Source organism: Oscillochloris sp. ZM17-4 (genome assembly GCF_019599295.1).
Taxonomy (GTDB): Bacteria; Chloroflexota; Chloroflexia; order Chloroflexales; family Chloroflexaceae; genus Oscillochloris.
The window spans coordinates 115,234-135,518 of the sequence record NZ_JAIEWN010000004.1 but is presented as its reverse complement, the minus strand read 5'-3'; the positions used below and the strand labels follow the sequence as shown (position 1 = coordinate 135,518).

At 70.5% G+C, this 20,285-nt stretch carries 12 protein-coding genes; 3 read left to right on the top strand and 9 right to left on the bottom strand.

What is annotated here, in order from left to right; all coding sequences use genetic code 11:
• Positions 1-330 precede the first annotated feature (330 nt).
• The 7 genes from K2Z83_RS05460 to K2Z83_RS05430 form a co-directional block, all read right to left on the bottom strand.
• Entirely contained in the window at positions 331-3,810 is a 3,480-nt protein-coding gene (locus K2Z83_RS05460) for an AAA family ATPase (protein WP_220594167.1), read from the bottom strand.
• Positions 3,807-5,879, bottom strand: coding sequence for a CHAT domain-containing protein (locus K2Z83_RS05455; RefSeq protein ID WP_220594166.1), 2,073 nt, complete (start codon positions 5,877-5,879; stop codon positions 3,807-3,809). Before K2Z83_RS05455 ends, K2Z83_RS05460 begins: the two co-directional genes overlap by 4 nt.
• 84 nt (positions 5,880-5,963) lie before the next feature.
• A complete protein-coding gene (locus tag K2Z83_RS05450; RefSeq protein WP_220594165.1) occupies positions 5,964-6,470 on the bottom strand; it encodes a CvpA family protein in 507 nt (168 codons plus the stop codon).
• Between the two features lie 53 nt (positions 6,471-6,523).
• Positions 6,524-7,420: an MBL fold metallo-hydrolase gene (locus tag K2Z83_RS05445; RefSeq protein WP_220594164.1), complete on the bottom strand. Its 897-nt coding sequence runs from the start codon at positions 7,418-7,420 to the stop codon at positions 6,524-6,526.
• A 36-nt stretch (positions 7,421-7,456) separates the two neighbouring features.
• Positions 7,457-8,176, bottom strand: coding sequence for a regulatory iron-sulfur-containing complex subunit RicT (locus K2Z83_RS05440; RefSeq protein WP_255603358.1), 720 nt, complete (start codon positions 8,174-8,176; stop codon positions 7,457-7,459).
• A gap of 17 nt (positions 8,177-8,193) precedes the next feature.
• Positions 8,194-9,708 (bottom strand): adenylate/guanylate cyclase domain-containing protein, encoded by a 1,515-nt coding sequence (locus K2Z83_RS05435; protein ID WP_220594163.1) that lies wholly within the window; start codon positions 9,706-9,708, stop codon positions 8,194-8,196.
• Positions 9,709-9,893: 185 nt separating this feature from the next.
• A complete protein-coding gene (locus K2Z83_RS05430; RefSeq protein ID WP_220594162.1) occupies positions 9,894-10,610 on the bottom strand; it encodes a metal-dependent transcriptional regulator in 717 nt (238 codons plus the stop codon).
• A 240-nt stretch (positions 10,611-10,850) separates the two neighbouring features.
• Here K2Z83_RS05430 and K2Z83_RS05425 point away from each other — a divergent pair, with 240 nt between their 5' ends.
• Positions 10,851-13,436, top strand: coding sequence for a hypothetical protein (locus tag K2Z83_RS05425; RefSeq protein ID WP_220594161.1), 2,586 nt, complete (start codon positions 10,851-10,853; stop codon positions 13,434-13,436).
• Positions 13,437-13,582: 146 nt separating this feature from the next.
• Complete coding sequence (locus K2Z83_RS05420; RefSeq protein ID WP_220594160.1) at positions 13,583-14,095, top strand: hypothetical protein; 513 nt, start codon at positions 13,583-13,585, stop codon at positions 14,093-14,095.
• Between the two features lie 69 nt (positions 14,096-14,164).
• Here K2Z83_RS05420 and K2Z83_RS05415 read toward each other — a convergent pair whose 3' ends face one another.
• The gene (locus K2Z83_RS05415) at positions 14,165-14,719 is read right to left on the bottom strand and encodes a hypothetical protein (RefSeq protein WP_220594159.1); all 555 of its coding nucleotides are present in this window, start codon (positions 14,717-14,719) and stop codon (positions 14,165-14,167) included.
• Positions 14,720-14,972: 253 nt separating this feature from the next.
• Here K2Z83_RS05415 and K2Z83_RS05410 point away from each other — a divergent pair, with 253 nt between their 5' ends.
• Entirely contained in the window at positions 14,973-16,973 is a 2,001-nt protein-coding gene (locus K2Z83_RS05410) for a tetratricopeptide repeat protein (RefSeq protein ID WP_220594158.1), read from the top strand.
• A gap of 144 nt (positions 16,974-17,117) precedes the next feature.
• Here K2Z83_RS05410 and K2Z83_RS29585 read toward each other — a convergent pair whose 3' ends face one another.
• A complete protein-coding gene (locus K2Z83_RS29585) occupies positions 17,118-19,916 on the bottom strand; it encodes a RecQ family ATP-dependent DNA helicase (RefSeq protein ID WP_220594157.1) in 2,799 nt (932 codons plus the stop codon).
• Positions 19,917-20,285 lie beyond the last annotated feature (369 nt).

Here is a 20,285-nt window from a genome sequence, read left to right as displayed (position 1 = left end):
GCGGATCGGCTCGGCCGGGGCGGCGCTCGCCTCGGCCTCGATGTACATCCCGGCGATCTCGGCGGCGGTCTCGGGGGTGATGGGCATAGGTGGCTCCTTCAATGAGTATAGTAGTGGCTGAGCGTGCCAGCGAAGCTGGCACGCTCAGCCACTACTATACTCGGTTTTGTGCCCATCAGGCACATAACGTACTGAAGGCCGGGCCACGCCATTGTGGCGTGGCCCGGCCTTCACCCAGGCCCGGTCGTGAACGACCGGGCGGAACGAGCCCCGCAGGGGGCTTGGCAGATCAGCCCGGCCGTTCACGGCCGGGCGGGCGGCCCACCCTCCCTACTGGCAGGGCAAGGCGGCCGGCGCGTCGCCGAAGAACTGCCGGATCTCCTCATCGGTGAGGCGGCGCCCCGCCGCCAGGCAGGCATCCCGCATCTGATCATCAAGCGACAGCCCGGCGACAAAGGCGGCGCGCTGATCGGCGGTGCGCGGCGGCAGATCCCAGCGGCGCAGCTGGCCATCCCTGCCCGCGCTCAGCAGCCCGTCGCTGGTGGCGAGCAGCGCCTGCACCGTCTGCTCGTGGCCGTGCAGCCGGTAGGGCTCAGCCCTGAGCAGGCGGATCGGCCAGATCAGGATGTCGCGGTCGCTGCTGGCGGTGACGGCGAGCAGCGAGTCGGGGCTGAAGGCCAGGGCCGTGATCGCCTGGCTGTGGCCGGTGAGCACCACCGCCTCGGCCCCGTTCGTCGCAAAGGCATCGGCGCTCCAGAGACGGGCGTTGCGGTCGGAGCTGCCGCTGAGCAGCCAGGCGCCATCGGGGCTAAAGACGAGCGCGGTGATCGAGCCGATCGGCCCGGTCTTCACAAAGGGGCCGCTGCTGAACCCGCCGCCGCCGACCCGCCAGAGGTGGATGGTGCTATCGGCTGCGCCGGCCGCAATCCAGCGGCTATCGGCGCTGAAGGCCAGCGCGGTGATTGCCCCGGCTCGCGGATTCAGGCGGGTGACGAAGCGGTTCGCGGCCTGGGTCGCGGTGAGGTCCCAGAGCCGGGTGACCCGGTCGGCGCCGCCGCTGGCCAGCCAGCGGCCGTCGGGGCTGAAGGCCAGGGCGCGGATCGCGCCGGTCGGCTGCTCGGCGCTAGAGAAGAGCGTCGGGCCGGATAGCGCCGCACCATCGAGACGCCAGCCGCGGATCGAGCCGTCGCCGCCGGCGATGATCAGCCAGCGCGGGCCGCCAGGGCTTGCCGGGCCGATGCCGAGGGCGCTAATATTCTCAGGCAGGTTGGTCAGCTCCTTCGGCGCATCGATGCCGGCGCTGGCCTTGATCGGGTAGACCAGCGCGCGGGCGGTGCCGGCGATAGCCGCCCAGCGCCCGTCGTCGCTCAGGGCGGCGAAGCGGGCCGCCTCGCCCAGATCGCGCACGGTGGCCAGCAGGGCCGCGCCCGGATCGGCGGCCGCATCCCAGAGGGCGAGCGTGCCGCTCTCATCGGCGCTGGCCAGCAGGGCGCCGTCGGCTGTCATCGCGGCGGCCACAATCGGCCCAGGGGCCATGCCTATACCGACACCATCGGTGCGCGCGAGGGCGGCGATCAGTGCGGCCGAGGCGATCTCGGCGGGGGAGTCGCCCACCTGGGCCGCCGCGACCGCCAGGAGCAGGCCGCGCTGCGGGCGGCTGGCGAGCGCCTCCTGGGCCTGAGCCGACAGCTCGCCGGCGCGGGCCAGGTTGCGCTGGGTCTCGGCGGCGATGCGCTGAATGTTCGCCTGCTCGGCGCTGCGCTGGGCCTCGCCCTGGGCCGCCACCGCCGTCCTCCCCAGCGAGCGCTCAAGCTCGCTCTGGGCCTCGGCCGTCTGGCGCAGCGCGTCCGAGGTGGCGGCGAGGCTGGCGTTGGTGGCGGCGGACAGCACGGCGGTGGCCTTCAGGCTCGTCTCGCGGGCGGCCGAGGCGATCGCCTGCGTGCCGAGGTAGAGCGCGGCCACCGCAAGGGCGGCCATGCCGGCCAGCAGCACGCGCAGCCATACGGCGCTGCGCCGCTGCGAGTCGGCCCGCGCCGCCTCGGCCTCGGCGCGGGCGCGCTGCTCCTCGGCCAGGGCGCGGGCCTGCGCCAGCTCGCGCTCGCGGATCGCCTCGCGGGCGTCCTCCGCCTCGCGCAGCGCCTCGCTCGACGCGACGATCAGCCGGGCCAGGACGGGGTCGTAGCCAAGGTAGAGCGCCTCGGGCGAGGCCACCCAGTGCTCCGCCTCGCGCAGCTGCGTCTCATCGAGCAGGCCGGCGCTGCCCGACCCAAGCCGCTGCCACTCCTGGGCGCGCTGCTCCAGCCGGCGTCGCGTGGCCAGCGCCAGCTTCTCGTCCTCCAGCCAGCCCACCAGCCTCGGCCAGTTGCGCACCAGCGCCTCGTGCGAGACCTCAAGCTGCGAGGGGCGGCCGGCCTCGTCGTGGGTCAGCCGCACCAGCCGCGCGGCCACCAGCTTCTGGATCACCCGGTTGATCCGGCCGGGGTCCTCGCCGCCGACAGAGAGCTCGTCCAGCCGCACGCGGCTGCTCGTCACCTCAAGGCCATCGCCGGGGCGCACCATGCGCAGCAGGATGCGCCGGGTGCTCACCTGATCCTCGGGGATGAGCGCTTCGTAGAAGGCGTCGGCGCTGCGGGCCAGGGCCTGCCGCCCGCCGCCAACCCGCTCGTAGGCCGCCAGCGTGATCCGGTTGTGCTCGCGCTGCTCCCACAGCTTCAGCAGGGTGAACTGGAGCAGCGGCAGCCCCGCCGGCTCGCCGGCCAGCTCCTGGACGAGCAGATCCACCACGCCCGACTCAAACTTCAGGCCAATGTCCTGGGCCGGCGCCTCGATCGCCTCACGCAGCTCGGCCGGGCTCAGGGGCGTCACCGGCGCCCGCGTCTCCTCGACCAGGGGCTTCAGCTCAGGGACAGCCAGGGCGAAGGTCTCAAAGTCGCTGCGCATCGTCAGCACGATGCGGTGCTGCGGCGCAGCGGCCCCGACAATCGCCAGGATGGCCCGGATAAACGCGGCCCGGTCGGCCTCGCGCTCCGCCAGGGTGAACAGCTCCTCGAACTGATCGACCAGCAGCACGGCGGGTGCGCCGCTATCGCCGCCGATCATGGCGAGCACCGACTCGGGGTCGTCCCGCAGCCGCCGCGCGATCTCTAGGGCCTGGTAGCTCCGCGCGTCGGGGTAGATCGCCCGCGCCAGAGACAGGATCGGATCGGTGCTGGGGATCATCGGCGGCAGGTAGCGCCAGCCCGCGCTGCCCGGCAGGGTGCCGTCGCGCAGGGCCGGGAGCAGGCCGGCGCGCACCAGCGAAGATTTGCCGCTGCCCGATGGCCCGACCACCAGCAGCGACCGCGCGGACTCTAGCCGCTGGACGAACTGCTGGGTGAGCTGGGCGCGCCCAAAGAATCGCCGCCGGTCGCTCTCGCGGAAGGAGTCGAGGCCGAGGTAGGGGCAGAGATCTTCGGGCAGATCGGGGGCCATACTCGGGTCGAAGTCGGCCAGAACCGACTCGTCGATATCGTAGCCGATGCGCTGGAGGAAGTTCGCCCAGAAGATCAGCATGCTCTGGGCGCCCATGCGCTCCTCCTCATCGTCGAGGATCGCGCCGGTGCGGCACCCGCCGCGCACAAAGGCTATCGCGTCGTTGGCGAACGCCGTCAGGGCGCGCCCCTCCTCTCCCGACATGGTGATGGGCCGGGCGTTAATGCCCTGCTCGCGGCGGCGCTGGATCAGCTCGTTATGGGCCGCGCGCATCGCGGCGGCCGAGCGGAAGAGGCCGTTCGCCAGCGGCGGGCCGGTGGGGTCTGCGGGTTGGCTCATGCAAGCATCTTGAGGACGGCCTGGGCGGGCAGGCCGATCCGCTGGAGATCAGTACACACCGTGAGCAGGTCGCGATCGACTTTGTTGAAGCTGAGGGTAGCATAATGGTAGAAGATATGGAAGGCGCGGCGGATCTTGATCGGCTCGTTCGTGGCCATCGCCGCGTCGAGCCGCTCGCGGTTCTCATCCATGCGCGCCGCCCAGTCCTCGCCGTTGCCCGCGCAGAGCTCCTGGGCCAGCGCGCGGATGTCCTCCCAGGCGAAGATCAGCTCGGCCACGTCCTGCGTGAGCAGCCTCTTTACCCGGCGCAGCTCGTCGTCCACCTCCTGAAAGGTGTCGTGGGTGCCCACCAGCGTGGCCAGGCGCCCGCTGATCCGCGACAGGTCGCCCACGCCCTCGGCGAAGATCTCGAACTTATCCCGGACCGCCGGGGCCGTGAGGGAGGGGGCGAGCTGGTCGCGCACGGTTGTCAGCGCCGTGATCAGCTGCTCCAGGCGCAGGGTGCGCGCGGCCGCCACGAGGGCGGCATTCATGCGCGAGAGCTCGCGCCCGATCACATCGTTGAGCCGGACGAGCGCCCGCTTGAGCGCTGTCACATCGCGCTGCGCCAGCGCCTCGCCCAGCTCTACGCCGGTGCGCTCCAGGCGGCGCGACCAGATCGCGTCGCCGATGATCGGCCCCTCGGCGACAACCCGCAGCACCTCGGCGATCAGCGTCTGGAGGTCGGGCTCATTCTCCTCCAGGTCCTCCCAGGCCAGGTCGTCGCCGGGCAGGCGCCGGGCGTGCTGATAGATCACGCCATAGGCGTCCTCGATCTGCTGGAGCAGGTCGTGCAGGCGCTTGTAGCAGCTGAGCACATCGATCTGGTCGCAGGCCGACTGAAAATCTGCGCCGAAGGCGATGATGGCCGCGCGCACCTGCTCATCGCTGGCGAGATCGGCCAGGGCCAGCAGGCCCTCGCTGGCCGCGCTCGGCGCGGCGGCCGGCGCGGCCGCCCAGAGCCGGCCGTCGCGCATCTGCATAAAGAGGGCCGGCATCCACCAGGGGTGATCATCCGCGAGGTCGGCGCGGGCGATGGCCAGGGCGCGGTCGATCTCGCCGTCGCGCAGCAGGGCGCGGAAGAAGGCGGGCATCAGGCGCTCGATGGTGCGCGCCGGAACGTTGCCCTGCATTGCCAGGACGGCCGCCACCCCCGCGCGGGCCAGGGCGGGGCCGACGGCGGCCAGTGCCGCGTGGCCAGAGCCGGCGCTCTGGCACGACGCCAGCACCACCAGCAGCGGGCGCTGGGCGGGCGGCAGGTCGCCGATGCGCCGGGCGAAGTCCTCGCCAGAGATGCGCCCCTGGCCGTCGCTGTCATCCTCGAGCCAGAGCACGGGCCGCCCCTGGAGCATCGTCCCGTGGCAGACCAGGTAGAGCAGCGGGTGGCCCTGGCGCAGCGCGTCGATGATCGCACCCGCCGATGCCGGGCTGCCGCCGGCGTCGCGTCCGAGCAGGGTCAGCGGCACATCGCCCATGGCCACACGCACGCGGGCCGCCTCGCCGGGCGCATCGACGGGGCTCAGTCCGTAGCGCGCGAGGTCGCTGGGGTTGGCGATCGCCGCCAGGACACGCAGCTCGGGCCGGCCGCCCTGCGTCACCCGCCCAAGGTCGTCGGTGTCGAGGTAGCGCGAGAACAGCACCCGCTCGGAGCGGCAGAGCGGCGGGCCGTCCATGTCGCGCAGGGTCTCCCAGTACAGGCTGTTCAGGTCATCGGCGCCGGGGTTGATCCGCAGGCGGACGCGCAGGGCGACCGCGGCGCCGCTGGCGTAGGAGCGCGCGCGCACCCACGCCTCGCGCATGCGCGGGTCGCCAAACAGCATCGCGCTCAGGCGGCGGCCGTAGGCGTCCGGGTCGAGGGCCAGGGCGCGCAGCTCCCCGGCGTCGATCCGCACCGGCAGGCCCGCCCCCAGCTCGCTGTCACGCCCGCTATCCAACGCGCGCAGCCGCAGGTCCGCCACCGTCGCCCCATCGGCCTGCCGGCGCAGGATAAGCTCCAGGTCTGCGTATGCGCGGTGCGGGTCGGCCATCATAATATGCGTGTTGCGTGTTGCGTGTTGCGTGTTGAAGGCTGAAGGCTGAAGGTACCAACCTGCAATCTGCAATCTGCAATCGCCCTACGGCCCGCCGAGGAAGCCGCGCACGGCGGCCCCGAACATGGAGGGGAGCAGCGCGGTCAGCGCCCCGCCCACCCGCAGCAGCCCGGAGGCCAGCGTCGAGCCCTCGACGGCGGCGGACCAGGCGGGCGAGGGGAAGGTGATCAGGCCGATCAGCAGGGCCGCCCCGGCGAGCACCGCCTGGGCCAGCCCGAGCACCCCGCCGAGCAGGTGGTCCGCCCAGCCGAGGAAGAGCAGGCCGACGAAGATGCGCAGCGCCGAGGCGATCAGGCTGGCGACCGCGCTCACCAGGATCAGCACCGCCGCGAAGCCGATGATCCCGGCCACATCGGGGTCGGTGATGAAGGAGCTGAGCCAGCCGGCCACGGCGGGGCCGTAGCGCCCGGCCATGCCCACCCCGACGACCAGGCCGACGATCGCCAGCACCTGGCGGATGACGCCCCAGTAGACGCCGAGGAGCACGAAGACCCCCGCGCCGATGAGGAGTGTGATATCGAGAATATTCATCCGGGTACCGTTGGGGCGCAGCAGCGCGGCGCTGCTGCACCCTTACAAAGGGATCACGCCTGGCGCTGCTTCAGCTCGTAGCGGATCATGCCGGCCACGCTCATGCGGCTCCAGCTGCGGGCCACGGTGGCGGCCGGGCCATCGTCGGGGTAGGGCAGGTAGCGCGCGGCCAGGGCGTCCACATCGGGGGCGCCGTCGTCCAGGGCCGCATCTACCAGGCCCACCAGCTCCTCCAGGCGCTCGTGGGCGCGGGAGAGCTGGAGGTCGACATCGTCGTGGGGGCCGTGGTGGGTCACATAGATCCGCGGGATGCTCTGGGCGCGCAGCATGGCGATCGTGTCGCGGTGCGCCCGCAGGTTGTAGGTCGGCACCGGCGTGACCGGGAAGTACAGCCCCCAGCGGTCCATCACCAGGCCGGCGGCGTCGCCGATGAACAGCCCGCCGCTCCGGCGGTCCCAGTACGAGAGGTGGTCGGGCGAGTGTCCTGGGGTGGCGATCGCCTCCAGCACCACGTCCCGCCCCAGGTCGAGCCGCAGCTGCTCGGCGGGGCGCAGGCGCTCGACGGGGATAGGCTTCACATCGCCGTGGAGCGCCCATGCCTCCTCGCCGACGGCGCGGCGCACGCTCGCCATCAGGCGGGCGGGGTCGGCCAGGTGCTCGATCGACATGCTGTGGATGTAGACGCTGGCCCGGGGCAGGGCGGCGGCCAGGTAGCCGGCCCCCCCGGCGTGGTCCATATGCACGTGGGTGCAGATGATATGGTCGATCTGCTCGGGGCGCACGCCGAGGCGCTCCAGGCCGGCCAGGGTGTGCGGCACCGTGGGCGAGGTGCCGGTCTCGATCAGCGCCGCCGACTCGCCGCGCACCAGGTAGCTCACGCCGACGCCGGGGATGCCGAGCAGGTTATGGTCGATCGCGGTGATATGGTCATCGACGGGGATGATCTCCATGGGGGCTCCATGTCAGGGCTGTCGCCCTATAAACCGTTATTGTCCTGGTGACATATGCCAGCTCTGCTGGCATATGTCACCAGGACAATAGAGGCGACCGCAGACCCCGGAGATCTTGGCCGGGTTGAGCGGCAGGTCCTGGTCCTTGGCCATCTTGATGCTGACGCGGGCGTAGTCGGGCAGGAAGGAGGCGCAGCAGAGGACGCGGCCGCAGGGGCCGATCCCGCCGAGCAGCTTGGCCTCATCGCGCGGGCCGATCTGGCGCAGCTCGATCCGGCTCTTGAAGGTGCGGGCCAGGTCGCGCACGAGCATGCGGAAGTCGACCCGCTTCTCGGCGGTGAAGTAGAAGGTGAGCCGGGAGCCGTCGAAGCTATACTCCGCCTTCACCAGTCTCATGGGCAGGCTGTGCTCGCGGATCTTCTCGCTGCAGCGGGCCAGCACATCCTCGTGGCGGCCGTGGAGCAGCCGCTGCCGCTCTAGGTCGGCCGGCTCGGCCCGGCGCACCACCGGCTTCAGGTCGCCGATGATCTCGCCCGACAGCACCTCGTGGCGCAGGTAGGCCACCTTCGCCAGCTCCAGGCCGCGCGCCGTGTCGACGATCACATAGTCGCCCTGGCTCAGCTCCACGTCGCGTGGGTCGAAGTAGTAAGTCTTCCCGCTATCTTTGAATCGGACGCCGATCACAACTGGCATATATGAATAATGTTGAATGTTGAATGTTGAATGTTGAATGCTGTTTAATTCAACATTCAACATTCAGCATTCAACATTGGTTATTTCGCGCCAAGCACCTTGAAGGCCATCACCAGCTGCTGCTTGCCCTTGAGCTGGAGCTTGCCCATCTCCTGGAGGGCGAAGCTCGCGCGAACCATCTCGGCCGTGTCCTCGCCGATGAAGACGCTGCCGGGCTCGGCGGCGCTCTCAAGGCGCGACGCGGTGTTGACCGTATCGCCGATGGCGGTGTACTCCAGACGGTGGCGGGTGCCGAAGAAGCCGGTGTAGGTCATCCCGGTGTTGACGCCGATGCGAATACTGAAGGCTTTGCTCGGCTCCCACTTATCCACCAGGCGCTTCTGGGCGGCCTGCATCTCAAGGGCTGCCGCCACGGAGCGCATGGCGTGCTGGTCGTCGACGGGCTCATCTGGCAGGCGGGGGGCACCGAATATTGCCATGATACCATCTCCGATATATTTGTCCACCGTGCCGTTATAGCGGAAGATCACCTCGGTCATCTCGTGCAGGTACTCGTTGAGCAGATCCTGAACCTCATGTGGCGAGAGCCGCTCGGAGAGCGAGGTGAAGCCCTTCACGTCGGCGAAGAGCACCGAGACAATCTGCTCCTGGGCCTCCCAGAGCTTGCCGTACTGGGCGACGTAGATGGAGAGGCGTTGGGCGACGTTGGGTGAGAGGAAGCGCTCAAGGTTCTGGCGCAGCTGGCCCTGCTGGCGCAGCTCCTCGGTGAGCCGGGCCCGCTCGATCGCCACCGCCGAGAGGTTGGCGATCGCGGTGACGAGGTCGCGGTCGCGCTCGCTGAACTGCTCGCGGCCGGGCGAGTCGAGCAGGATCACGCCGATGGCGCTGCCCTGGAGCAGCAGGGGGGCGCAGATCGCCGAGCGGATGTTCGCGCTGATGATGCTCTCGGAGCCGGCGAAGTCGAGGCGGGCGTCCTTGGTGAGCACCGACTCGCCGCCCTCCAGGGCCTTGCGCACAATGCTGCTCGAGACCGCCACATCGCCGGTGCCAGCGGGCACCACCACCCTGGGGACAAGCTCATCGCCCTTGCGCAGCAGCAGGAAGCCGCGCTGCGCCGGGACGACGCGCATGATCTCCTCCATCACCATGTCGAGCACCTCGCGGAAGTCCACCACCTGGTTCAGGCGCATGCCGATGGTGTAGAACTCCTGGAGGTTGATCGCCTCGGGCGGCAGCTCGTGGCCCCCGACGGGGCGACCCTCGGAGGCCAGCGGGAAGTAGCGGCTATCGTCGAGGACGACGCTCTGGGCGGCGCGATCCTCGTACTGAAGCTCAAACGGCCCCACCCCGATCACATCGCCGTCGTTAAGCTGCTCCTCCTTCACCCGCAGGCGGTTCACCGTGACGCCGTTGCGGCTGTTCAGGTCGGTGAGCCAGGCCTGCCGCCCGCGCATCTCGATGTGTACATGCTTGCGCGAGACGATCGCGTGGTTGAGGACGATCTCGTTATCAAGCTGGCGGCCAATGGTCAGCCCGTGGCCGTGTATTGCGAAGGCGCGTGGCTCGCCATTAATGGTGACCGAGATACGGGCCATAGCGCGGCTCCTCTCGCTATGCAGCGTGCGCTCGAGCGATCAGTGGCGCGCGGCACGGCATTGGTGTGGGCGATACCGGCTATGATAACAGACGCGCGGGGGGCGATCAATATGCTATGGCAAACTAGATGGCGTAGTAGGGGGGTGGGAGTTGGGGGTTAGGGATTCGCTCCACCCCCCACCCCCTACATCACCTCGCCCCACAGCAGCCTGGCGATCTCCGCCGAGACGGTGATCGTCTTGCCGGGGTGCTGGAGGGCGACCCCAAAGGACGGGGAGACATCGCTGACGGCGAACTCGGCGCCGGGCACGAGGCCGTTGCTCTGGAGGTAGCGGATCAGGTCGGTGTTCTCCTCGGCCTCCTCGACGATCCGCCGGATCACAAAGCGCCTGCCGGGCACCGCCTCGGCCAGGCAGGTGCTGCCATCGTAGCCGAGGGCGTTGCCGGGGATGGGGTTGCCGTGGGGGCAGGTGGGCGAGTCGCCCACCAGGGCGGTGATCCGCTCCTCCATCGTGGGCGAGAGCGCGTGCTCCAGGCGCACCGCCTCCTCGTGGATCTGGTGCCAGGCCACGCCCATCACATCCACCAGGAATCGCTCCAGGATGCGGTGGCGGCGCACCATAGCCTCGGCCAGGGTGAAGCCCTCCGGGGTGAGCGTGATCTCACCGTGGGCGCTGCGCGCGATCAGCTTCTTCTTCTCCTCAAGCTGCCGCAGCATCACCGTGACCGTGGGCGGCTGGACGCCCATCCAGCGGGCCAGGCGCGCGGCGATCACCGGCTCGCTGCGCGCCGCCAGGTAGTAGATCACCTCCAGATACTCGCGCTCCTTCTCCGTTGGCCCCTCGCCGCTGAGGTGCCGCTTGCGCGGGTGCGGGCTTCTGGCGCCGGTGGGGTTCGTCACGGCCTGCTCCTGACTGACTAGCTTCAAGGGGACAGGGGACAGGGGACAGGGGACAGGGGACAGGGCAATCCGCTACTCGATGCCGGTCCCCTATCCGCTGTCCCCTGTTCCCCTCGGTTCTTGCATTATACCCCGCGCCAACCGGCGCGGCAACCTCCAGCGGCCCGATCTCCCTTGCCACCGCACCCGCCCTGCTGCTATAATCCTGCCGCACCACACCAGATCGGGGACGGCATCACCATGCAGAAATTCGAGACGCGCACGAGCCAGCTCGGCCTTGTAGGCGGCATCCGCCAGCAGGCCAGCGACCTGATTATCATCGCGACCCCTGGCTCGCTGTTCGCGCCCGAGGCCCGCAAGGGCACGCTCTATATACTCGTGGAGGCCGACGCGGCGGCCCCGCGCAGCCAGCAGGCCTGCCAGCTGGCCGCCCGCACTATCCGCCGCGTCTTCTACGAGGACAGCACGGTCAGCATCACAGCGGCCCTGCGCCGCGCCGTGAGCGCGGCCAATAAAGAGATCTACCAGCAGAATATCGCCCAGCCCGCCGGCAAGCGGGCCACCGTCGGCGTCACCGTCGCCGCGCTGAAGGACGACGACCTCTTCGTGGCCCAGGTGCAGCCGGCCCAGGCCTATGTGATCAACGGCGGCGAGCTGCGGGCAATGCCGGCCCACCCCTCGTGGGACCCGGCCCACGTCAGCGCGGCGCCCTTTATGCGCGGCGGGGCCATGGGCGCCAGCCTGTTCATCGAGCCGGAGCTCTACCGCTGCACCCTGCGCCCCAACCAGGCGGCGATCCTCTGCTCCAGCGACTTCGCCCCGCTGCTCGCCCGCGATGAGACCGACGCCCTGCTGCACACGCGAGATGCGGACGCCGTCGCCGAGCGGCTGCACGAGCTGGCGCTCCAGCATGATCTGGGCGACGCCCACGCCCTGGCGATCGAGCTGCGGCCGCCGCTCAGCCCGGCCGCCGAGCGCGAGCCGCTCAGCCCGGCCGGCGTGAGCGAGCGCGGTCGCCTGGCCGCCCGCTCGCTGCGCGGCTGGCTGTCCACGCTCACCGGCGAGGCCGCCCTGATCGCCCGCCGGCGGCGCACCGAGGCCGCCGAGGCCAGCCCGCCGCCCGACCCTATGCGCACGATGCCGGAGCAGCCGCGGCACTCGGCGAGCCCGCCCTCCCGCCCGGCGCCGATTAATATCGGCGAGGGGCTGGGCGAGCGCTACGCCCGCTCGCAGCAAGAGCGCGAGCGCGCCAACACCTCCCCGGAGCTCCCGCCATCGGCCTACCTCGGCGAGGGCACCTACCCCACACCGTCGCGCCGGATCGACCTCGGCGACGGCCCGTCCCTCGCCGCCCAGGCCCGCCCCTATCGCTCGCGCTACGAGATGCGCCCCTTCGTCGATCTGAGCTGGGGCGAGCGCCTGGCCCTGCCCTTCAACCGGATCTGGCTGGCCATCGACGAGGCCCGGCGCAGCCGGAGCGTCCGCCCGAAGACGCCGCCGGCCCCGGTGGTGCGCGGCCAGGGGCTCTCGTACCGCCGCACCCGGCCGGCCTTCCCGTGGCTGCTGCTGCTCGTCCTAGTTATGGTCGTCTCGGCCCTGATCGTCTACGGGATGAGCATCACCCGCCAGAACGACCAGCAGATCGCCCTGGAGTACTTCACCGCCGCCGAGGGCCGCCTCGCCATCGTGCGCGAGGCCGTCAACGAGGCCGACGCCCTCAGCTCGCTGGACCTGGCCCGCCAGGCGATCGATGAGGTGCGGGCCAGCCCCAACGTCACCGACACCAACCCGACGCTCTGGCTGCGCTACCAGGAGCTCCAGCGCGAGTACGAGCGCGCCCTCGCCGCCGTGCAGCGGCTCACCTTCTTCGATAGCCCGACGGTCTTGTCCACCTACCCGCTGCCCGCCGGCAGCTTCACCAGCGTCGTGGTGCCCCCGGCCACCTCGGTCGTCACCGACCCGGTCCAGCTCGACGCCCTGCGCTATATCTATGCCCTCGGCGGCGATAAGGCCAGCGCCCAGCTCTACCGCATCCCGCGCGACGGCGGCACCCCGCAGCCTTACCTCAGGCCGAACGACCAGATCGGCCAGGCGGTCGTCGGCCCGCTGCGCGCCGCCCTCTGGCGCATCGACCAGGTCGTCGCCGTCGACCAGGCCCCCGAGGGCTTCGGCTACTACTTCCGCAACGGCAACGAGTGGAACTACTCGAAGCTCGGCGGCAGCGAGATCTGGTCGGTGCGCGACCGGCTGAGCATCAGGGAGTACGACGGCAACCTCTATATCTGGGGCGCCGTGCCCAACGAGGTGCTCAAGTTCCAGTCCGGCAATTACGGCGACACGCCCGAGTACTGGCTCGACCCGGCCGGCCTCGCCGATGTGGATATCAGCGGCGCGGTCGATATGTCGGTCGATGGCGCGATCTACCTGCTCAAGCCCAACGGCACGGTGCTGACCTTCAGCCAGGGCCGCCCGGTGGGCGAGATCAAGCCCGAGGCGATCAGCCCGCCGATCAGCGCGGTGACCCACTTCTTCATCACCAGCGATGGCTCCGGCGGCGGCTCGATCTTCCTGGTCGAGACCCTGAGCGAGCGGATCATCCAGATGGACAAGGTCACCGGCAAGGTTGTCCAGCAGATCAAGGTGCGGCCTGACGGCGACCTGAGGCTCGATAAGCTCGACGGGATCTTCGTGGACAATAGCAGTGCGCGGCCGACCCTCTACCTGGTGAACGGCGACCAGATCATCCGCGCCGAGCTGCCGGCCCCGCCCAGGCCCTTCCGCGACCAGAGCGCGGCGCCGACCCCGGCGCCCACGGCGGGGCCATGAGGCGGCGGGCAATAGACGGGAGGCGGCTTGTTGGCCCTCACCCCCCAGCCCCCTCTCCCGCTGCGGCGGGAGAGGGGGGGCCGTGCCTTGATACTGCGATACGGATGGCCGCCCGGCTATCGGCTATTGGCTATCGGCTATCGGCTATGCTCCTGCTCATCCTCGCCCTCGCCGGCTGCGCGGCCCCCGCCGGGTTGGCCAGCGATAGCGCCAGCGGCGGCGGCCCGACGCCCGAGGGCGTGGTTGAGAGCTTTATCGAGGATCTGAACAGCGCCCTGCGCGACCCGAGCCTCGGCAATGTGGAGGCCCGGCGCGGCTGGGCCGAGCGATTGGCCGGCTACTTCGCGCCGGGCGAGCGGGTCGACCAGCGCGCCGCCTTCAGCGACACGCTGGCCGGGTTCGCCGACACCTCCACCAGCCCGGTCGTTGGCACGAAGGCCACGCTCGAGATCACCTACAGCCGCGCCGAGCTGCTCAGCCGCAGCGGGGACGAGGCGCTGGTGCGTGTGGTGGATGGGGCCTTCAACCTGCGCTGGCTCGACGATACGGGCGAGGTGCTGCGCGAGCGCACCGGCAGCCTCGCCGAGGTGATCGGCCAGAAGGATGACGGCCTGCCCGTGATCGAGGTGGGCGGGCTGTGGTTCCTCACCGAGCGGTAGGGGCGACCCGCCGTGGTCGCCCGTCATGCGGTGCAATCGTGCATTGCAGCATGACTGGATCGCGTCTCCCTACGCACCACCCTGGCTCTGGAAGGCGCCTGGCCCCAGGATCAGCCGGCTGGCCGCCAGCGGCACCAGGTCATCGGCGCGGGCCGCGCCGAGGCCGTAGATGCGCGCCGTCTCATAGGCCACAGATGTGATGCGGGAGAGCGGCACCGCGATGGCCACCGGGCGGGTGTAGAGCAAGACGACCACGCTGAGCGCGGGGTCGCCGGGCTGTCCAGTCGGGCACAGCTCGGCCCGCTCGTGCGGGTGGGCCCCGCGCTGGCGCACGATCCGCTTGAGCGCGAGCCGGACGATATCCGCCTGGTCGTACTGGGCGACGTGCTGGATCTCGAGCTGGAGCAGGCCCAGCACGGCGCCGATCACGGCCGGGGCCACCGGGCTGAGCCGGGTCTGCCAGGGCGGCAGGGAGCGCCGGCGCGGGCGCGGCGGGCCGGGGTCGGCGAAGTAGCCGTCGATCAGCACCTCGAAGTCATCGAGCTCCTCGGGCGCGGCGGCGGCGATCACCTCGCGGGCCAGATTGCGCAGGAAGGTGCGATCATCGGGGGCTTCTGTCCACATAGCGAACCTCCACGGGTATCTGGCCGGTAGCTACACCTCTACTCTACCTTCCCGCACGCCGCCATAAAGTGTGTATCATTGTGAGTCATAGTGAGTCGTGCCCGCCAACCCAACAGGCGCTATGTCCTACTCCCCTAACCGCATCGCCTACTACCGCGACCGCTGTCAATATTAGATCCACAACTGTTGAGTGTGGTGATCGTTTCTTGATATAGACTGACGTGAGCTTGCCAATCGGCGGCAAGTTGGTTGTTTGAAGACTTATCATCATGCTGTTGAACTGACTGCCCCCGGCGGCGTCTTCTGGCTGAGCTTTGGCGACCCCGCCGCCGTCGCCGATGGCGTGGCCGCCTGCGGCCGCGCCGAGCATCTCGCCCTGCACCCCGACTTCGACTCGCTGCCCTTCGATCGCCAGGTGCGCCTGGTGCGGGCCGCCTGGCGCGAGCCGCTGCCACGCCTGCTGGTCTTCGACAACTGCGAGGATGAGTCGCTGCTGGCCGAGTGGCGCCCGCCAACCGGCGGCTGCCGCGTGCTCGTGACCAGCCGCCGCGCCCGCTGGAGCCCGGCCCTCGTCTCGCAGGTGCTGCGGCTGCACGCCCTTGAGCGGGCCGAGAGCCTGGCCCTGCTGCGCGCCTACTGCGCCAACCTGCCCGACGCCGAGTCGGTCTTTGCCAGCCCGGCGGCCCTGGCCGACCTCGAGGCCATCGCCGCCGAGCTGGGCGACCTGCCGCTGGCCCTGCACCTGGCCGGCAGCTACCTGGCCCACCGCTACCTCAGCCTGAGCCCGGCGAGCTACCTGGCCGAGCTGCGCGGGGCTCAGGATCAGGCGCATACGCACAGCTCGCTCCAGGGCGGCGACTTCTCCCCGACCCGCCATGATCAGCACATCGCCCGCGCCTTCGCGCTCAGCTACCGCCGGCTGCGCCCCGAGGTCCCCACCGACCTGCTGGCCCTGCGGCTGCTGGCCCGTGCGGCCTGCTTTGCGCCTGGTGAGACGCTGCCGCGCGCCCTGCTCCTGGCGACCGTCACAGACCCTGAGGCAGCGCCGCACGCCCTCGGCGAGGATGCGCTCACCCGGCTGGTCGGCGACCTGGGCCTGATCGAGCCGCGGGAGGGCGGCGCGCTGCGCATGCACCGGCTGGTCGCCGGCTTTGTGCGCGCCGTGGCCGCCGACGCCGAGGCCCAGATGGCGGTCGAGCGCGTCGTGCTCGCCGAGGCCCAGCGCCTGAACGAGGATCGGCTGCCGATGCCCATGCGCGCCCTCCAGCCGCACCTGCGTGCGGTGACCGGCGCAGCCATCCCGCGCACGGATACGCTCGCCGCCGAGCTGTGCGCCGAGCTTGGCTGGCAGCTGGTCCTGCTCGACATGTTCAGCGAGGCCCAGCGCGTGATCGCCCAGTCCCTAGCCATCCGCGAGGCGCTGCTCGGCCCCGACCACCCCGATGTCGCGACGAGCCTGAGCCTGCTCGGGCTGTCCTACCAGTTTCAGGGCGCCTTTGCGGCGGCGCGCGCGCCCTTCGAGCGGGCGCTGGACATCCACGAGCGGGCGCTCGGCCCCGACCACCTCGAGACGGCGACCGACTGCAACAACCTCGGCTACCTGCTCTTTCATCTGGACGGCGCCCCCGGCGCACGATCCTACCTCCGGCGAGCCCTGCTCATCCGCAAGCGCACCCTGGGCCTGCGCGATGCCGGGACGGCGCGCACCTTGAATAACCTGGGCTATGTCGAGCTGCGCACGGGCCGTATCGCCGCCGGGCGGCGCTACCTCAAGCTCGCGCTCGCCATCCGCGAGCAGGTGCTCCCGGCCAACCACGTCTCCACCGCCCAGACTCTCAACAACCTGGGGGAGGCGCTGCTTATGCAGGGCGACTACGTCGGCGCACGGCGCTGCCACGAGCGGGCGCTCGCCATGCGCAACACGGTGTTTGGCCCCAACCACTTCCACGCGGCGGAGAGCATGCGCAGCCTGGCCCACGTGCTCCAGGCCCAGGGCGACCTCGCCGCCGCCCGTGCGCACCTGGAGCGCGCGCTCGCTATCTGTGTGTCCACCCTGGGCGAGCAGCATATCGAGACGGCCTGGAAGATCGAGGCCATGGGCAACCTGCTCTACGATCAGGCCGATTATGTGGCCGCGCGGAGCTACCTCCAGCGGGCGCTGGCGGTCTACCGCGAGCTGCTCGACCCCGAGCACCCTTCTATCGCCCAGGTGCGCGAGCGGCTGGAGCGGATCGAAGCAGATGGCTTGCCGTAGGGCGTGTTCGCACGCTCATGTGCGCTATGACATGGTTCAATCCAGCTTGACCGTCTGCCCGACAGCCCGACAGCTCGACAATCGCGTTGTGTCGGGCTGTTGGGCTGTGAGCCAACCCCCAACCCCCAACCCCCAACCCCCAACCTACCCCCACTCCGGCAGGTAGGCCGGGTCGCGGCGGGCCTTCTTACCGAGCAGGGTGAGCGAGAGCCGGCGGTACTCATCCTGCTCATCGCGCTGGATGTAGCCGTCGGCGACCAGCCGCTCGACGAGGTCGTCGATGGCGCTCTGGGCCAGGTGGCGCAGCGCGCCGAACTCCGGGCAGCGCTCGGGCTCGACCGGGCTGCTGGCGGCGCCCTTGAGCACGCGGGCCAGGCCGCTGCGGCCCATGGGGAAGGGCAGGTTATTCAGCCCATCCAGGGCGCGCTGCGCGTCGCTGCGCGGGTCGTCATCATCGCGGGAGGGGATGGGCTGCGGCGCGGCCCTGGTCGCGCGGGTGATCCCCGAGCGCAGGCCGAGCTGCGGCGCGCAGATATCGCAGGCCGTCTTGCAGCGGGCCAGGCGCTGGCCGAAGTGGCCGGCGATGCTGCGGTGGCGGCACTCGCTGGCCTTGGCGTAGGCGGCCACCGCGTCCACGCGCTGGATCTGGCGCTCCTGGTAGTCGGCGAGCAGCGTGTCGATCCGCGCGGCCACGTCGGACGGCGCGCTGAGCAGCTCGATCAGCACCTGGCGCGGGCCGCCCCGGTAGCGCAGGTAGCCGGCGTCGTGCCAGCGCAGCATGGCGCCCTCTAGGTCGGCCGGCGGCCAGCCGACCTGCTCCGCTAGCTCCAGCAGGTTCGTCTCCTGCCACAGCCCCGGCGCAAGCCCGGCCAGGTCGGCCACCCGCTCGGCGTCGGCGTCGGGCGGCGGCTCGCCGGTCAGGCTCAGGCTGGCCGTCTCCGGGATGTCGAAGTGACGCCGCAGCAGGCCCACCCGCTCCAGCATGCTCAGGCCCACCCGCACCAGGGTGTCGTCGTCGCCCTGTAGCGTGCGCTGCACCCGCTCCAGGTCAACCACATCGTAGGCCCCGCGCATCTGCTGGCGCAGCGCCTTGTAGAGCGCCCGCAGCTGGTCGCGGGTGATCGCCTCCTCCTGGAGCCAGGTCGTCAGGCGGGCCTTGTCGCTGGCGGCGTAGAGCAGCACGCAGCGCGCCGGCTGGCCGTCGCGCCCGGCCCGCCCGGCCTCCTGGTAGTAGGACTCCACCGACTGCGGCAGGTTGTAGTGGATGATCGCCCGGATGTCGGCCTTGTCGATGCCCATGCCGAAGGCCACCGTCGCCACCAGCACCCGCGTCTCGCCGCGCATAAAGCGCTCCTGGGCGGCGGCCCGGTCGGGCACCTGGGCGTGGTAGTGGTCGGCCGAGACCCCGGCGCGGCGCAGCACCTCGGCCAGCTCCTCGCAGGCCTGGCGCGCCCGGGCGTAGACGATGATCGGCCCGGTGATATCGCGGCAGAGCCCGACGAGCGCCTGCTGCTTCTCGTCGCGGCTGGAGGCCCGCAGCACCTGGAAGTAGAGGTTCGGCCGGAAGACCGAGGCCAGCACCGCCTCGCTCTCGCCGAGCACCTGGGCCACCTCGGCCTGCGTCTCCTGCGAGGCGGTGGCGGTCAGGGCCAGCAGCGGCGGGCGGCCCAGCTCGTCGAGGGCCTGGCCGATGAAGAGGTAGTCGGGGCGGAAGCTCAGGCCCCACAGGCTCAGGCAGTGGACCTCGTCCACCACAAACAGCGAGACCCCGCAGCGCTTGAGGGCGTGCAGGAAGGCCCGCTGGCGCAGCCGCTCGGGGGCGATGTAGACCAGCTTATACTCGCCGGCGGCGATCGCGCGCATGCGCGTCGTCAGCTCGCGGGTGCTCAGGCTTGAGTTGATCAGCGTCGAGCGCTCGCGCACGGCGTCGGACATGCCATCGAGCTGATCCTTCATCAGGGCGATCAGCGGGCTGACGACGACCGTGGCCTGGGGCAGGAGCATGGCCGGCAGCTGGTAGGTGAGCGACTTCCCGGCGCCGGTGGGCATCACGGCCATGGTGCGCACGCCGCCGAGCACATTATGGATGACGCGGGCCTGGTTCGGCCGGAACTCCTGCAGGCCAAACGACTCGCGCAGGGCGCGGTAGGCCTCATCGGGGAGCAGCGGCGCGGCGGGCGGCGGCGGCTCGGGCAGGTCGGGGGCGTCAGCCTTCGCCCGCTCGAAGCGCACGCCCAGGTCGCTGAGCAGGCTGGCCCGGTCGAGCGACTCGTGGTCGGCGAGCTGGGCGCGCAGCGCCTCAGCGGCGGTGCGGTCCTCGGACAGCTCGGCGGCGCGCAGCAGGATCTGGAGGTCGGCGATGCCGGGGGCGAAGTCGGGGCGCAGCATCAGCGCATCGATCTGGCCGCGGGCCGCCTCGGGGTCGTCCTGCTCAAGGGCCAGCTCGGCCAGGCGGCGCACGGCGGCCAGGCCGCTCGGGTCGCGCGCGGCCACGGCGCTATACTGGTCGGCGGCCTCGTCGGGGCGGCCCTGGGCGCGCAGCGCGTCGCCGCGCATTAGCCAGGCGGCCAGCTCCTGGGCCGGGTCCTCGGCCAGCGCGTCGAGGGCCATGTCGAGCTCGGCGTAGCGACCGGCGGCCAGCATGGCTCGCAGGCGCAGCTGGCGGCGGGTCACGCTGGTGGGCCGCTCGGCGTCGATCTCGGCGAGGATGGCGAGGGTCTCCTCGCCGCGGCCGAGGTCGGCCAGCACCCGCGCCCGGCCCTCGCGCAGAGTCACGCTGGTGGGCTGATCGGCCAGCCAGGCCTCCAGGTAGCGCAGCAGGGTGTCGGTGTGCCCCCAGCGGTTAAGGTAACTCACTAGCCGCCGGCGCGCGTCCCCGGCGATCAGGCTCAGGGCCGCCGGCGCGATGTCGAGGATCGGGTTGGCTTGGGTCGTGACAGTCATGAGGCAGAGTGGCTGGCGCAGCATGCGCTATGCTCAAGATTTCGCAGCGATACTCATGATACCACGCGGGCGAGGGTAAAGGTTACGCATGGCTCCAGAATCCGCGCGCGAGTATGAGAACACGATAATTTGACAAGGGGGAGGGGATGCGGTATACTCCGCCACGTTGCGAGTGCGATGCCGGTCTCACCCAGAGGTAGACCCCGACAAGTCAACCGAGAACGGACAATCTAGTCCCCACCTCAGTTGCTAGGGCCACAGTTGTGGCGCTAGTTTTTTGTTCGCAGACCGCTTGTAGCATGCACCTTTCCAATCGAGTGTGGTTGTGTAGACGTGGCAGCCCGTACGTCAGGCCTCGGCCTGACATTC

What these genes read in the sequence shown, in the direction of transcription:
- K2Z83_RS05460 (WP_220594167.1), bottom strand. Translation starts at nt 3,810, where the DNA reads ATGAGCCAACCCGCAGACCCCACCGGCCCGCCGCTGGCGAACGGCCTC.
- K2Z83_RS05455 (WP_220594166.1), bottom strand. Translation starts at nt 5,879, where the DNA reads ATGATGGCCGACCCGCACCGCGCATACGCAGACCTGGAGCTTATCCTG.
- K2Z83_RS05450 (WP_220594165.1), bottom strand. Translation starts at nt 6,470, where the DNA reads ATGAATATTCTCGATATCACACTCCTCATCGGCGCGGGGGTCTTCGTG.
- K2Z83_RS05445 (WP_220594164.1), bottom strand. Translation starts at nt 7,420, where the DNA reads ATGGAGATCATCCCCGTCGATGACCATATCACCGCGATCGACCATAAC.
- K2Z83_RS05440 (WP_255603358.1), bottom strand. Translation starts at nt 8,176, where the DNA reads ATGTTGAATGTTGAATTAAACAGCATTCAACATTCAACATTCAACATT.
- K2Z83_RS05435 (WP_220594163.1), bottom strand. Translation starts at nt 9,708, where the DNA reads ATGGCCCGTATCTCGGTCACCATTAATGGCGAGCCACGCGCCTTCGCA.
- K2Z83_RS05425 (WP_220594161.1), top strand. Translation starts at nt 10,851, where the DNA reads ATGCAGAAATTCGAGACGCGCACGAGCCAGCTCGGCCTTGTAGGCGGC.
- K2Z83_RS05420 (WP_220594160.1), top strand. Translation starts at nt 13,583, where the DNA reads ATGCTCCTGCTCATCCTCGCCCTCGCCGGCTGCGCGGCCCCCGCCGGG.
- K2Z83_RS05415 (WP_220594159.1), bottom strand. Translation starts at nt 14,719, where the DNA reads ATGTGGACAGAAGCCCCCGATGATCGCACCTTCCTGCGCAATCTGGCC.
- K2Z83_RS29585 (WP_220594157.1), bottom strand. Translation starts at nt 19,916, where the DNA reads ATGACTGTCACGACCCAAGCCAACCCGATCCTCGACATCGCGCCGGCG.